General features: G+C 41.1%; 15 protein-coding genes. 9 read left to right on the top strand and 6 right to left on the bottom strand.

The annotated features are described in order from the left end of the window. Positions 1-35 precede the first annotated feature (35 nt). From ACFX5U_RS15650 to ACFX5U_RS15610, 9 genes are all read left to right on the top strand, one after another. The gene (locus ACFX5U_RS15650; RefSeq protein ID WP_400261348.1) at positions 36-1,523 is read left to right on the top strand and encodes a RagB/SusD family nutrient uptake outer membrane protein; all 1,488 of its coding nucleotides are present in this window, start codon (positions 36-38) and stop codon (positions 1,521-1,523) included. A 257-nt stretch (positions 1,524-1,780) separates the two neighbouring features. Next, positions 1,781-2,353, top strand: a complete 573-nt coding sequence (locus tag ACFX5U_RS15645; RefSeq protein ID WP_400261347.1) for an RNA polymerase sigma-70 factor — start codon at positions 1,781-1,783, stop codon at positions 2,351-2,353. Between the two features lie 159 nt (positions 2,354-2,512). Further along, complete coding sequence (locus ACFX5U_RS15640; protein WP_400261346.1) at positions 2,513-3,670, top strand: FecR family protein; 1,158 nt, start codon at positions 2,513-2,515, stop codon at positions 3,668-3,670. A 279-nt stretch (positions 3,671-3,949) separates the two neighbouring features. Next, positions 3,950-5,179, top strand: coding sequence for a TlpA family protein disulfide reductase (locus tag ACFX5U_RS15635; RefSeq protein ID WP_400261345.1), 1,230 nt, complete (start codon positions 3,950-3,952; stop codon positions 5,177-5,179). A gap of 331 nt (positions 5,180-5,510) precedes the next feature. Next, positions 5,511-6,041, top strand: a complete 531-nt coding sequence (locus tag ACFX5U_RS15630) for a hypothetical protein (protein ID WP_400261344.1) — start codon at positions 5,511-5,513, stop codon at positions 6,039-6,041. A 290-nt stretch (positions 6,042-6,331) separates the two neighbouring features. Beyond that, on the top strand, positions 6,332-8,596 hold the full coding sequence (locus ACFX5U_RS15625; RefSeq protein ID WP_400261343.1) for a carboxypeptidase-like regulatory domain-containing protein: 2,265 nt from the start codon (positions 6,332-6,334) through the stop codon (positions 8,594-8,596). Positions 8,597-8,609: 13 nt separating this feature from the next. After that, the gene (locus tag ACFX5U_RS15620) at positions 8,610-9,932 is read left to right on the top strand and encodes a hypothetical protein (protein ID WP_400261342.1); all 1,323 of its coding nucleotides are present in this window, start codon (positions 8,610-8,612) and stop codon (positions 9,930-9,932) included. Positions 9,933-9,999: 67 nt separating this feature from the next. Further along, the gene (locus tag ACFX5U_RS15615) at positions 10,000-11,415 is read left to right on the top strand and encodes a RagB/SusD family nutrient uptake outer membrane protein (RefSeq protein ID WP_400261341.1); all 1,416 of its coding nucleotides are present in this window, start codon (positions 10,000-10,002) and stop codon (positions 11,413-11,415) included. Between the two features lie 39 nt (positions 11,416-11,454). Beyond that, positions 11,455-12,258 carry a hypothetical protein gene (locus ACFX5U_RS15610; protein ID WP_400261340.1) on the top strand — a complete coding sequence of 268 codons (804 nt, stop codon included), beginning with the start codon at positions 11,455-11,457 and terminating at the stop codon, positions 12,256-12,258. Between the two features lie 163 nt (positions 12,259-12,421). On the opposite strand, the gene ACFX5U_RS15605 is transcribed toward ACFX5U_RS15610, so the two are convergent. The 6 genes from ACFX5U_RS15605 to ACFX5U_RS15580 all read right to left on the bottom strand — a co-directional run bounded on the left by ACFX5U_RS15605 (position 12,422) and on the right by ACFX5U_RS15580 (position 14,557). Then, entirely contained in the window at positions 12,422-12,655 is a 234-nt protein-coding gene (locus ACFX5U_RS15605; protein WP_400261339.1) for a hypothetical protein, read from the bottom strand. Between the two features lie 266 nt (positions 12,656-12,921). Then, the gene (locus ACFX5U_RS15600; RefSeq protein ID WP_400261338.1) at positions 12,922-13,155 is read right to left on the bottom strand and encodes a hypothetical protein; all 234 of its coding nucleotides are present in this window, start codon (positions 13,153-13,155) and stop codon (positions 12,922-12,924) included. Between the two features lie 117 nt (positions 13,156-13,272). Continuing rightward, the gene (locus ACFX5U_RS15595; protein WP_400261337.1) at positions 13,273-13,509 is read right to left on the bottom strand and encodes a hypothetical protein; all 237 of its coding nucleotides are present in this window, start codon (positions 13,507-13,509) and stop codon (positions 13,273-13,275) included. Positions 13,510-13,629: 120 nt separating this feature from the next. Next, positions 13,630-13,851 carry a hypothetical protein gene (locus ACFX5U_RS15590; protein ID WP_400261336.1) on the bottom strand — a complete coding sequence of 74 codons (222 nt, stop codon included), beginning with the start codon at positions 13,849-13,851 and terminating at the stop codon, positions 13,630-13,632. Positions 13,852-13,959: 108 nt separating this feature from the next. Then, positions 13,960-14,193, bottom strand: a complete 234-nt coding sequence (locus ACFX5U_RS15585; protein WP_400261335.1) for a hypothetical protein — start codon at positions 14,191-14,193, stop codon at positions 13,960-13,962. Between the two features lie 118 nt (positions 14,194-14,311). After that, entirely contained in the window at positions 14,312-14,557 is a 246-nt protein-coding gene (locus tag ACFX5U_RS15580; RefSeq protein ID WP_400261334.1) for a hypothetical protein, read from the bottom strand. Between the last annotated feature and the right edge of the window lie 19 nt (positions 14,558-14,576).

Below are 14,576 nucleotides of genomic sequence, written 5' to 3'. Positions count from 1 at the left end.
CTATTGGCAATCAATAAAGAATAAAAGAGATGAATATGAAATTAAAATTTACCTATATACTTTTAGCAGTTACCTTATTGGGCACCTCTTGTAAAAAAGATTTGCTCGATACCAACCCAACAACTGCTGTAGCCGAATCGGAGATCTACAAGACCACGACCGGTGTAGAGACCGTGGTAAACGGAACCTGGGGTTACCTCAACGATACCTATTTCACCTATGCCAATCCAGGCTATACGGCTATCTTACGCACCAGTGATGCGATGGGGAGCGATGTTGCCGTAACCACCAAATATGGTTACCGCGATGCTTACACCTTTACAGAGCTTTATGACAATACGACCTATCGCAACAGATCGTTCTGGACCTTATTGTATAAAGTGATCAACAATGCCAATAATGTCATCGCCAAAGTGGATGGTGCAGAAGGCAGCGTTCAAGATAAAGATAGGTTGAAGGGCCAAGCCAAAGTATTACGTGCATTTGCGTACCTGAATCTGGCTTCTTTCTACCAATTCAGTTATCAAAAAGATAAAACAGCGTTGACGGTTCCGATCTATACCGAGCCTACCACCATCGAAACTGAGGGACAGCCTCGCGCTACCTTAGAGCAATTGTATACCTTGATCTTAAGCGATCTAAAAGATAGCGAAACGCTATTGGCCAACTACAGCCGTCCGAAAAAATATAAGATCAATGAAAACGTTGTTCAAGGCCTTTTGGCACGTACCTACCTACAGACAGGCGAGTGGAAATTAGCAGCGGCAGCAGCAGAAAAAGCACGACAAGGCTTTGACCTGATGGCACCAGCAAAATACGAAGAAGGCTTCAATAGCTTGGACAATTCAGAATGGATCTGGGGACATCAGCAGACCAACGAGCAGAATACTGCCAGTTATACCTTCCACTATCTGGATGTATCCTCTCCTGGATCGTATTACTACAGCTATATGGCCGATCCTTATTTCAAGGCGTTATTCGATACCAATGATATCCGTTACCGTTTATTCGAATGGGATCCATTAGAAGGACGCGAAGGTTTTTTAAGGTATAAAAAATTCAAATTAACGGCCAACCTGATCGGTGATATCGTGTACATGCGTTCAGCAGAGATGTACTTGATCGAAGCCGAAGGCTATGCACGTGCAGGCGAAGAAGGTAAAGCCATTGCAGCCTTGAATACCTTACGTACTGCGCGTAGCGCCAAGCTTTTCAACGGTACCGAAGGAAAAGATCTGATCGCAGAGATTTTGATCGAGCGTCGTAAAGAACTTTGGGGCGAAGGCTTCTCCCTGTCGGATATCATCCGTACACAAGGAAAAGTCGCGCGTAAATTGTTCATCGATGATACGGGCAAACCGATCCAGGTGCAGATCACCAAGGAAGACGGTAGCACCAAAACGGTCAATGGACAAGGACACCGTACGGTGAAATTCCCGAATGGAACCGATTTTGTGGCCAATAGCCCCTATTATCTATTCGCCATACCATTTGAAGAGCTAGACAAAAATCCTAATCTATAAGCTATTTATAGTCATCATCAAGAGGCCCCTTACCACCGTAAGGGGCCTCTTGTTTTTTATAGGTTCTTACTAGAAAAAATTCCAGCACAATCACAGTAAAAAAATATTTCCCAGATCGACTAGGGATAGCCGCTTATAAAGGAACCTACTTATAGTTAGCTATAGTATAGGATAAAATACCTGGATTGAATTTATGATAGATTATAAGTATATTTATGTATTCATTGCTCTGGCAATGAGTCAGTTATTAATCCATTATGAACGGTGAGATAGGCAAACTTTCGGATGAGGAGCTCATCCTGATGTTAAAGGCGGGCAGCAACCCTGCTTTCACCGAATTGTACGATCGCTATTGGAAAAAGCTGTTTACCGCAGCAGCCAATAAGGTATACAATTTGGAGGAAGCCGAGGATATCGTTCAGCAGATATTTATCAGTATCTGGAATCGTAGGGAAGAGTTGGAAATCCATACCTCCCTAAGTTCGTACCTCTCGGTTGCTGTCAAATATCGAGTGCTTAAATACCTTAATGCGAGCTTCAAGTATCAGCATATCAGCGACATTGTTGCTGATTCTGTACTCTCCGAGTTATCGGACGATTCTACCCAGCAATGGCTGGCGTTTCAGGAAGTCAACCAGCGGCTGCAGCTACTGGTTGAGGGGTTACCCGAGCGGTGCCGGCTCGTCTACGAGATGAGCCGCATCGAAGGGCGCAGCCATAAAGAGATCGCAGCAACGCTCGACCTCTCCGAAAAGACCATCGAGTGGTACATCACCAGAGCCCTTAAGACCATCAAGACCGGTTTAAAAGATTTTTTTATCACCCTTTAATTTTTTGTGTGCCTTGTATCCCCTTCAAAGACCATATAGAATAGTTAAGTGTCTTTCCTCGCCTTCCGTATTCCAGGTATTGCACAAGTTTTTCAAAAAAATATTAGGGATAAGCATTAGTGGAGGAACCTATACTAAAGAGATCATAAAGCTGTGCTGATGAACAATATGAAAAATAAACGTATGGAATTGCTGGCCCACAAATGGTTGGAAGATCGGATCACTCCAGAGGAGGTAGCCGAATTCAACAGTTGGTATAGTGAAGGGTTGGATCAACCCATTTTTATTGCCGTAGATTATGCACATTCAGATCAGCATCTACGCAATCGGATTTTTAATATCATAGAAAAAGAGATAAGTAAAAAAAGGAGGAGCGGCATGTGGTTACGTGCGGTGGCAGCAGTTTTTGCCGTGATGACCATCGGCGTAGGTATCTATCTGTACAGCAAACAAGACCAAGAAACAGTAATGACCACAGGCAGTACAGTAGATATACCGCCAGGCTCGGACGAGGCGACCTTGGTACTCGGCGATGGTAGTCGTATCGTATTATCAGATGCTGAAAATGGAAAGCTCGCTAATCAGGGAGGGGTAGCTGTATCTAAGACCGCCGATGGGCAGTTGGTCTATCGTATCGCTGGAGGCGATGATTCGCAGCCAACAGGTGCTGTGGTTTACAATAGTATTGAAACTCCACAAGGCGGTCAGTATCAAGTGTTGTTGCCTGATGGCACCCAGGTCTGGCTCAATGCCGCTTCCTCCTTTCGTTATCCCACGGCCTTTCCCAGATCAGGGCGCAGAGAAGTACAGCTCACCTATGGTGAAGCCTACTTTGAAGTCAGCCCCGATGAGGAGCATCCCTTTGTAGTCGCTACCGGACGGCAGCAGCTGGAAGTATTGGGTACACGATTCAATGTCAATGCCTATCCCGAAGATCCGTTGATCAAGACCACCTTATTGGCGGGTAAAGTCAAAGTCACCGATCGTCTGTCCAAAGAGCAGGTACTGTTACGGCCAGGGCAGCAAGCACAATTGGATGGTTTGGGTATCCGTGTCAAAACACTGAGCGAGACCAATCTGGAGCTTTGGAAAGACGGCAAGTTTACATTCGACAATGAAGCGATGCGGTCCATCATGCAGCAAATCGCACGCTGGTATAAGGTCAGGGTCGTGTATGAAGACCCCGTGCAAGATGTGCGGCTCACGGGCTCGGTATCCCGATTTGATCAACTGTCCACCTTGCTCGAGAAATTGGAACAGACCGGATTGGTCCGATTCAAACGAGAAGGCGACCGACTGATCGTGATGAAACCTTAGATAAAAGAAAAACGAACGGATTTGTTCGTATAAAAAGACTGTTTTGTATGTAGCTTTTTTAATGGCCGTAAGGGGGGAGCCCCTTGCGGTTTTTTATTTTTTTTAAAAGGAATACTAGGGAAGTTGTGTTGAGAAGGAACCTATTGGTATAAACTCACAAACGCAACATTATGAAATTAACAACACTCATTTGTTTATTACTATTCATTACCAGCATAGCACAGGCGCAGGAAAAAGATAAATATGGTCGACCACCACTAGTTTCCTGGCATTGCCGAATTGAAGATAGGCGACCAGGTGCCCGATATCCTGATCGACAATATCATCAACAACGACAAGCGCAGCATCCGCACGTCGGATTATAAAGATAAATTATTGGTACTCGATTTTTGGGATATATATTGTGGCACCTGCATTGCCAGCATGCCAAAGCTGGATTCTTTGCAAGGCGTATTTGGAGATCGGATTAAGTTACTTTCCGTCACCTGGCAGCCCGAGGATATGATCACGAAGTTTTTTAAGACCAACCGTTTTTTAAACGAACGTACCCCACCTGTTCATCGTGCTTCTGTGGTGGATGATCGTGCTTTACGATCTTATTTCCGATATGAGACTAATCCGCATTTAATCTGGATTTATAAAGGTAAAGTTGTCGCCATTACTGGTTATGATTATATGAATGGTGTGAATATACAGAAACTATTGGATGGTCAAGAGGTGAACTGGCCCTTAAAGAATGATAGCTTTGACCCTATGAACCCAATTATGCAGTTGAACGGTTTTTCAACGGAAGTTATGGATTCACCTTTTTATGGTTATTCGGTCTTGACCGGTATGTCGAATTTGGTTTCTGCAGTAGGTGGAATTAATTTTAAACAAGATACGGCACGTAATATCAGTCGTCTGGCATTATTTAACTATGACTTTTCTTCAGCTTATCAGGTGCTTTTACAGGCTACGAAGCCACAATTTAGTGAGACAGAAATCTTGAAAGATGCGACGAAGATGCCTTACTTGAATACTCATCCCGCTCGTCTTGTATTCGAGGTCAAAGACCTTTCCCGTTTTCGTAATGATCGGCAGGAGGATCAAGCCGATTGGAATCGTAAGAATCTGATATGCTATGAAATGGAGAAACATGGGATAGTTGATAAGATGGTTTTAGCCAAATCAGCAGTACAGGATTTAAATAATCGATTAGGGCTTTATGCGCGCTATGAAAAGCGAAAAGTCAAATGTCTGGTCTTTGTAAAAACTGATAAACCTATTACAGATACCCTATCACAAGAAGGGGACGGAATGTCTATTCCAGCTTTGGTCATGATGCGTTTAGATTATACCCAAAAATTTCCACCGGCCATTAATGAAACAGGCTTCACTGGTATACTACGCATGCAGCCGGATGATGGTACCATAGCAGGCTTGCGGAAAGAAATACAACGTCATGGTTTGGATTTGATTGAGGCCGAGCGAGAAATTGAGGTTTTGGTCATTTCGGATGCCAAGTAAAGAGATGGCGGTGTAATGATATATTTTTTAAAGAAGCCGTAAAGTTGCAATGCTTTGCGGCTTTCTTTGTCGCTGTTTTGATCAAAAATTTCTTTTTTCACCATACGAAATGAATAAACTCCAGTTTTTCTGTTTCTTTGTGTTTCAATTATGTTTTTTAAGCATTGTTTCTGCACAAGAGTTTGAATCAAGTGGTTAGCAATGTACTCTTACTACCTGATACTCTCAATAACTTTCGGCAGGAAACCCGTTATTTAAATGCCAATGGGGCTTATAATTTGGGAGCTGCCTATGATATGACCTTAACCTTTGCGAAACATTATCAATTCAGGTGGAGCACTCAGGGAAGCAAGAGCATTCGACTACCTATGTCGAGGGGCAGGAAGGCGGGAGCAATACTGTTTACCTGAGTCAAAATCTCAGTTTCACTTTGAATAGAGAAAAACTGCGTTGGACAGCGAATCTAAATTATTATGCGGCAAAGAGTACATACGAATTAAATGAAGCTATACGCAGTCATACCTATACCTGGGAGATGAGTAGCGATGCGCGATGGACAATCAGTCCGAGATGGATTGTTGGAGCAGACTGCAGCTATCGGATTAATGGCGGTTACACGGTACCAATCAAGAATCCTTTAATCATGAATGCTTACGCGGAAATTTATCTAACCGTTAAGAAAGACCTGAGTCTTCAACTACAGGGTTATGACCTTTTGGGGCAGCAACAGTCTGTTTACTTGCTGGCTACAGCTAACTCGGTCACGCAACGCACCTTCAACCCAATGGGACGATATCTTCAAATAACGGTTAAATTCAACCTATCCCGTTTTGGTAGTAAAAAAATTAATGAACACCAATAATAAAGCACTTTTGGACTAGGGATAAGTTGCTGTTGGGGAACCTATCTATGAACGAACGATTATTAAAAATAAACTAAAGATGAAAAAACTGCTCATATTCCGATCGGATTAAGGTCTGTAGGCAAAAAAAGCCACGGTATGTTCGCGCATACACATGGCCAAATAGCCGGGTCAACAAACACATTAAAATGAATTTACCTATTAAACCCAACTAACCCAAAAGTATGGATTATTTTTATTTTAAACAAGGGTTACGGCAGCGTTGGCTACCGCCCCATATTATGCTTGTTATGAAAATAACGACATTTTTACTTCTCATCGGTTGCATGCATGCATCTGCAAGTACTTATGGGCAAAAAATATCTTTATCAGAACGTAATGTTTCTTTAGAGCAAGTCTTCAGTCTGTTGAAAAAACAAACGGGCTATGATTTCCTATATGGAGCAAGTTTGCGTGCAGATTCGCGTAAAGTGAATATTGAAGCTAAGAACTTAGAGTTGGCTGCTGTCCTCGAAAGCTTATTTAGCGAACAACCTTTTTCCTATGCGATTTCTGATAAGACGGTGGTGATTAAGTCAAAAACTGTTAATGAAATACAGCAACGCAATATTCAAGGAAAAGTGTTGGATGAAAATCGTAAACCACTGCAAAGTGCCTCTGTGTCTGTGGAAGGAACTACTCAAAGTATCCAAACGGATCTATTTGGTATGTTTTCCTTGACCAATGTACCAATCGATGCGAGAATCCGCATCAGCTATATGGGCTACGATACGCGGACGATCAAAGTTGCGAATATTAAGGACTTTATCGAGGTCATTATGCGGATGTCTGAAAACACCTTGGAAGAGGCCAATGTATTAAGTACTGGTTATTACAGATTGCCAAAAGAACGGGCCACAGGATCCTTTGACTACGTTGACAATGAGTTGTTTAATCGTAATATAGGTCCAGATGTCATTACGAGGTTGAAAGGGATGACAACTAGTACAATTTTTGGAATGGTGGATCAGGTTCCACGATTAATATTGCCCTCAATTAATGCGCAAGCTGGAAGTAGAAAAATAAATTCTTTAGGTCAATTACAAATTAGAGGGATCAGTACCTTAGGTATGGGTACTCCTTTTGATGCGGGCACCCCAGGAAGATTCCCTTTGGTGATTTTGGATAATTTCCCTTATGAAGGCGATATCAATCAGCTCAATCCTAATGATGTGGAAAGTGTGACTTTGTTAAAAGATGCCGCTGCAGCATCCGTCTGGGGAAGCCGTGCTTCCAATGGCGTTATTGTAATTATGACGAAACAGGGGAAATTGAATCAACCTTTGCGTATTGCCATTAATAATAGTGTAACGATAAAAAAACGACAAGATCTATTTTATGGCCCTTTTATGAACAGTTCCGATTATATTGATATTGAAAAATATAATTTTGAAAAGGGTACTTATGATAGGAGCATTAATTCAATATATTCCGCAATTTCCCCCGTGGTCGAATTGTTAGCTATGCAACGTGCGTTACCTCTAAATGATATCGCTGGGCGAGCTGCCATTGATGAGCAAGTAGATTCGTATCGAAACTATGATCGAAGAAAAGATATTTCAAAATATCTTTACCGTAATGCGGTACTGCAACAGTATTCGGCAAATATGAGTGGAGGCGGGCGGCAGTTTTCGTATTTTTTCTCTGGCGGATATGATCATAATACCGATTCGGAGGTTAATGCGTATTATCGACGTAAGAATCTCCGGAGTAGCATGAACTTTAAACCGGTCAAAAATCTGGATCTAAGTGCCGATATCCGCTATACCAATAGTCTTTACCATAGTTCAGGTAACCTTTTACATGACCAAAGAGTTCGGACAGCTATTGATGGAAGAGCGCCCTATCCCTATTTGCGTTTAGTTGATAATGTTGGAAATTCCTTAGAGACAAATGGTTATGCATACAACGCGGCTAACAGCAAATATCGGCAGACAGCTGGTAATGGCCGGTTATTGGATTGGCGATACTTTCCACTCAACGATATAAATACTAATTATAATGAGAGTAATGCGCAGGATATTTTAATGAATTTCGGATTGACGTATACACTGCTTCAATCTGTCAAAGCGTCAATTAATTATCAATATGGCAGGTATACTGATGAAGAGACCAGATTCGCCAGCAGAAATTCTTTTGCTCTGCGAGATTATATTAATTCCTTTGCAACCTATAGCACCACAGATTTGACAGCTCCGGCCAGTTTTCCAATATCCGTTGGTGATGGTATTCAGCGACGGGTAGTACCGCGAAAGAGCAATACCTTACGTGGCCAGTTGAATTTTGACCAGACTTTAGGCAGGCTGCATGAAGTCAATGCATTGGCCGGTTTTGAACGTAGTGAAGCCCAGATTACGGGGAGTCCTTATGTGGATATGTTATTAAGTTATAATTCGGACCCCATGTCTTTTTCTCCAGTACCTTATGGCATAGAACTTCCTGTACTTAATGGTGTGGCAGGAAACTGCCATTCTTCCTCTACCCATAACTTTACAAACCACTTATGTAGATCGTAAAACTTCTGTCTTTATGAATGCGTCATACAGTTATGATAAGCGCTATATTTTGACTATTAGCGGACGAAATGACGCTTCTAATATCTATGGAATATCCGCAAATGATCGCATTAAACCGAATTGGTCGATCGGTGCTGCCTGGAACCTGGACCGGGAAGCTTTCTTTAAGCCTGGTCTACTGCAAACTTTAAAATTACGCGCCACGTATGGCTATATGGGCAATATAAATAATACCATAGCGGCCTATCCAACAGTTGCCTATAGTGCCTATCCAGATTATACAACAGGTTTACCTTATGCAAATGTGCTTAATGCGCCCAATTCACATCTGGCACCCGAGCGTACGGGCATGTTTAATTTGGGCCTGGATTTTTCGTTAAAGGGAAATCGATTATCGGGCACATTGGAATGGTATCAGAAGCGATCGAATAATCTGATCGCACCGACACCTGTGGATAATAGTACGGGGTATCAAAGTATAATGGCCAATTCGGCAAATCTGAAGACCAATGGAGTCGATATTGATTTACGTTCCATTAATATGCAGACGGAGGATTTTCAGTGGACGAGTAATTTGTTATTGAGTTATACGCAGTCTGTCGTTACCAAATATCTGTTACCTGAGGCAGAATCTGCTTACCTTTACGTGCCGAGATTTGGCAATGCTGAAATTTTGGGCATGTTTCAGGAAGGTTATACGCCTTTTGGCCTGCATACCTATCGTTTTGCAGGACTGGATCCCGAAACAGGCGATCCGCTGGGCTATGATAGCAATGGCAATATTTCCAAGGAGTATACTAATATCTATTTCAATTCAAAATTTAAGGATTTGGAATATCAGGGGTCGATTATCCCAATCTACTATGGTGCATTTCGCAATACGGTAAAGTGGAAGTCTTTTTCCTTTTCTGCCAATATTCTATATAAATTTAAGTATAAATTAAGCCGGGGTGTAGGTCCTGGCCAGAGCTATTTATTTAGTTCAAATACTATTCCCTATCCTGAATATGCCAATCGTTGGCAAAAGCCGGGGGATGAAAATAAATTTGACGTTGTCCCTTCGGTTCGTCCCGGTGAACGGGATACTTATCGCGATCAATTTTATGGATCTTCGTCTGCTCGGGTGATTTCGGGCGATCATATCCGTTTGGAAGATATTCGGATAGATTATCGCATCCCAACAGGCGGTAAAGTACTGCGAAGCTTACAGATTTATTGTAACATCAATAATCTGGGGATTATCTGGCATGCCAATAAATTTGGGATTGATCCGGAGTCATTGATGCAGCCTCCTGCTCCAAAGACTATTACAGTGGGGTTTAATGCCGGGTTTTAATAAAGTTATAAAGATTATACGATTATCTCTATCCGTGTAAGATTCAGTAAAATAACTTAAAAAATATATGATGAAACATTATAGAATAATATTTATACTAGGTATCTTACTCAGTATACAGACTGGCTGTAAAAAGGAATTTTTGGATCAAAAACCTGATCTAAACAAGGCTGTGCCAAAAACATTGGCAGATTGTCAAGCACTTTTAGATGATTATAACCGGATGAATGCAGGCTATCCGGATCATGGTGAGGTTGCTGCAGATAATTACTATTTTAGCGATGCCGTTTATAATGGTTTACAAGATGTCAATAACTCCCCAGAGGATAAGTGGAATTACAGCTGGAACCCACAGGGTGAGCATGTGACTCAATGGCTTTGCGGCTACCAGGTGGTTTACAATACCAATCTGGTGTTTAGTACTCTGGAAGAAATAGCTACAGACGAGTCTAATTATAAGGTGATTCGAGGTTCAGCATTATTTTATCGGGCGTTTGCATTCTATCATTTGGCGCAATTATTCTGTAAGCCTTATACCGCTTCTACCGCAAATACCGATTTGGGAATTCCATTACGTATGAGCCCGGATCCCAACGAAATCTCGACTAGAGGGACGGTGCAGGAGGTCTATGATCGGATAACAACTGATTTAACGGAAGCCATTTCCTTATTACCGGTAGCGGTACAGGTCAAGTCCCGCCCATCCAAAGCAGCGGCCTATGGTGCGCTGGCAAGAGTGTATCTGTCAATGGAGGACTATGCCAATGCGGGCAAAATGGCTAATGAATGTCTGAAATTACAGGGCACATTAATTGATTATAATGCCACAAGCGCGTCACCGACGGCGATTACGGTAAGCAGCGAACCAGAATCGCCTTCATTTTCACGGTTTAATGTCGAAGTCATCTTTCAGGCAGTTACAATTTATGGAGTTCTGGATCAAAGCAAAGTACAAATTGAACCGAACTTATACAATTCTTATGCTGCAAACGATAGACGTAAGACCGTGTTTTTTGCAGAAGGGAGAGAGCCCTGGGGAGACCCCAATGGTCTCATTGGTTTTCGGGGTAATTACGACGGGACAGTTAACCCAAATTTATTTATGGGTTTGGCCACAGATGAGATGTACCTGGTCCGGGCAGAATGTTACGCACGTGCCGGGAATACGTCCTTGGCGATGCAGGATCTGAATACCTTATTGGTTAAGCGTATGGCTCCACCTTATGTCAATCTGACTGCATTCAGTGCGAATGAAGCTCTAATTCAAATTTTAACCGAAAGAAGGAAAGAATTGATTTTTCGTACCCTAAGGTGGACTGATCTCCGGAGATTGAACAAAGATCCGCAATTTGCCGTAACATTGCGCCGCGATATGAATACAATAGGGGAAACACCACTTCAACCGAATGATTTGAGATATACCTTTTTGATTCCGACTAAAGAAGTAATCAATTTAACGGGAATACTACAGAATCCAAGATAAGGGCGTTATAACGTTTTAATGAAATATAAATTGAAAATTATGAAGACAATATTAAAAATAATGAGTTTTTATTTAATCATTCTTTGTGGGCTACTGCTGTATTCTTGTAAAAAGGATAAGATCATGAAAGGAGAACTTGCAGAAGGTGGAATGGCTAAGGTCAATGTCATTGATGCCGTAGTAAGAGGTGGCTATGCCAAAGTCAATGTCTCACCCAAATCAATATATTGGAATAGTCTACCGGATAAACCAACTATAGACGGGCAGGTGCTGGGAGATTTTACGCTAGGACGATTATTTATGGTTCCTGCGGATCGAAAAACAGTTATGCAGGTAGTACCGGTAAATGATACGACAAAAATGTGGTATGATAATACATCTCAGCTCAATCCAGGAAAAGTCTACACTTTATATCTATCGGGAACGCCAGAAAATGTAAAAGCACTTCTGCATGAAGAAACAGATTTTCCAAAATATATCGTAACAGATGTAGCGAGTCCTGTTCTCGCTGCCGATAGTACGGTAAATATCCGATTTATTAACTTGTCTCCATCTGGCCCGAAAGTAGATGTTAAGCTATTTGGAGGTGCAAATGTGACAAATGATTTAGGCTATCAGCAATTTACAGATTTTAAAACCTATTCGGCTACAAGCGAGCATGAGTATTATACATTTGAAATCAGAAAATCATCTGATAATACTGTGGTTGCGACTTATGATTTTCCCGCTTATTATTATCGTTTTCAATCCGTTGTGGTGTTTGTGATGGGGATTTATGATCCAGACTATCAGCTCCCACTTCCGGATTCGGACCGTTACGGTATATACGCGATTGCTTATTGATTGTGCTTTTCATTATGAAGAAAGCCTGCAAAGTTAAAACTCTGCAGGCTTTTTTTACTGCTCGAGGGCAGGTTGGCTAGGCCATAAACTTAGGAGTGTTTAAATAAACACTCAATGTGCTTGTTAAGCATGGATTTGCTTTAGTATGATAACTCATTTTTTATTAATGGGTTGCTCTCAATTTAACAGTCGCACTTTCCGTTCTGTTATTAACGGCATTTGCAATTTGCAGAATTAATGCCGCTGTAATAGTTGGACTGCCCATGTTGTCATTGGCTTGAATAGCACATAAAAAGTCTTTAGGGGTGCCACATGATGGTGGTGTAGGAGTTGAAGTCCCATAATTGTTAGGAGCTGAAACATCTGTTGCAGCGGGATTATATGGATACCAAGGCATAATAATAGTGCTTTTATAGATCAAAAAGCGTAAACTTTAATTGGTTGCTTACTCTATTACAGGGTTTTCAGCTTCGCCCTTTGCCTACTCGATTATGGATTTTCGGCTCTCTCCATTTTTAATGGTTTGCTGTGGATAATCATTATTGTTGCTGTACGTCTTTTTTAGTATATTTTTACGTCTTCTCAATTGATGATATATCCGCTACACTTTGTTATATACTCGAGTAATTAAAAGTGTCAAAGAATTTTAATGTGTTATTCCTATTAAGGTTTTAAAAATACATTTACCGTAGTTGTTTTGTTCTCTAACGCCCTAACCATTTCAGAAATGAGCGCCACTGTAATAATCGGATGTCCCATATTGTCGTTCGCTTGTATGGAACAGAGGATATCATTGCTTCCAGGGCAAGAAGATGGTACACTTCCAACTAAAGTGTACTGATTTGGGTCGGTTGGATCTCGTGGAAGTCCCAGAGGAGTAAATTGGTACCAAGGCATAATCTTAGCGCTTTTATAATTCAAAAAGCTTAAACTTTAATATTTTAGCCTACTCTTTTACAGGATTTTTGGCGAGCTCCTTGTCTTACATCAAATATATTTTTTTCTATTCTCCCTTTACTGCGTCGCCCTTAAAAGCACATTTTCCGTATCTTTTTTACTTCGAAGTGCATTTACTATCTCCACGATAAGCTCTATGTCACTAAGAACGGGCTTCCCTTTATCGTCATTTGTCCGAATCGCATATAGGTGATTTTTTTCACCGTTATACGCAGTTGGTATTCCTTCTGTACGTGTATATTGGTTGGGATCTCCAACATCGTTTCCGGCGGGTATAAATATGTACCAATACATGTCGTTTTGGGCTTTTATACATCAAAAAGCATAAACTTTAATTTTTTATTCTACTCAGTTCTGGATTTTCGGATTATTCCTTATTGAGCTAGTTTTATTTGTAATCAAATTTTTTCTGCACTAAGGCTTTAAAAGTACATTTGTACTTTCGGTCCGATTATTCACTGCATTAGCAATTTCTAAACATAATGCAGGGGTGATGATGGGCGCCCCTAAATTGTCAATAGACTGTATCGCACATAGGAAATTGTTTGGATGCAGACAGTCTGTAGGTGGAGTAGTAGTCGTTGTGTAACTATTTGGATTACAAACATCTCCTCCATTGTATTTATACCAAGGCATAATCATAGCGCTTTTTTACATCAAAAAGCATAAACTTTAATTACGTAGTCTACTCTGTTCCGGATTTTCGACACACTCCTGATTTATAGTTCTCTGATTAGCAGGTTGTTATCTTGTGGCCCTTAATTTTACATTTGTGCTTTCCGTCACGTTATTAACAGCATTTGCAATTTCTAAAATTAGAGCATTTGTAACAGTCGGCCATCCCATATTGTCATTGGCCTGAATCGCACATAAGAAGAGTTTAGGTGAAGTACATGTAGGAGCTGTGCTTCCTATTAATATGTAATTGTTTGGATTGGAGACATTTGTTCCTCCAGCATTATATACATACCAAGGCATAATCGTAGTGCTTTTATACATCAAAAAGCATAAACTTTGATTTCTTTAGTCTACTCTTTTACAGGATTTTCGACGTGCTCCTTGTTTTTATTCTAGAATGTGTCAGTTATAAATTATTCTAGCAATTGTAAAATTGTCTTAATTTTACATTAGTACTTTCCGTACGATTGTTCACCGCATTTGCTATTTCTAGTATTATGGGAGCTGTTATAATAGGGGCACCCGAATTATCATTCGCTTGAATAGCGCATAGATAATTTTTTTGACCCGGACAGTTAGGAGGAACACTCTGCGGTAGTTGATAAAAAGTAGGATTTGAAGTATCGGCAGGAAAACCAGTTGGACAAAATAAATACCAAGGCATAATTGTAGCGCTTTTATAC

The sequence above is a fragment of the Sphingobacterium sp. SG20118 genome, from assembly GCF_044740685.1.
Taxonomy (GTDB): Bacteria; Bacteroidota; Bacteroidia; order Sphingobacteriales; family Sphingobacteriaceae; genus Sphingobacterium.
Note: the sequence above shows the minus strand (reverse complement) of the source record. Positions and strands in the feature narration are given on the sequence as shown.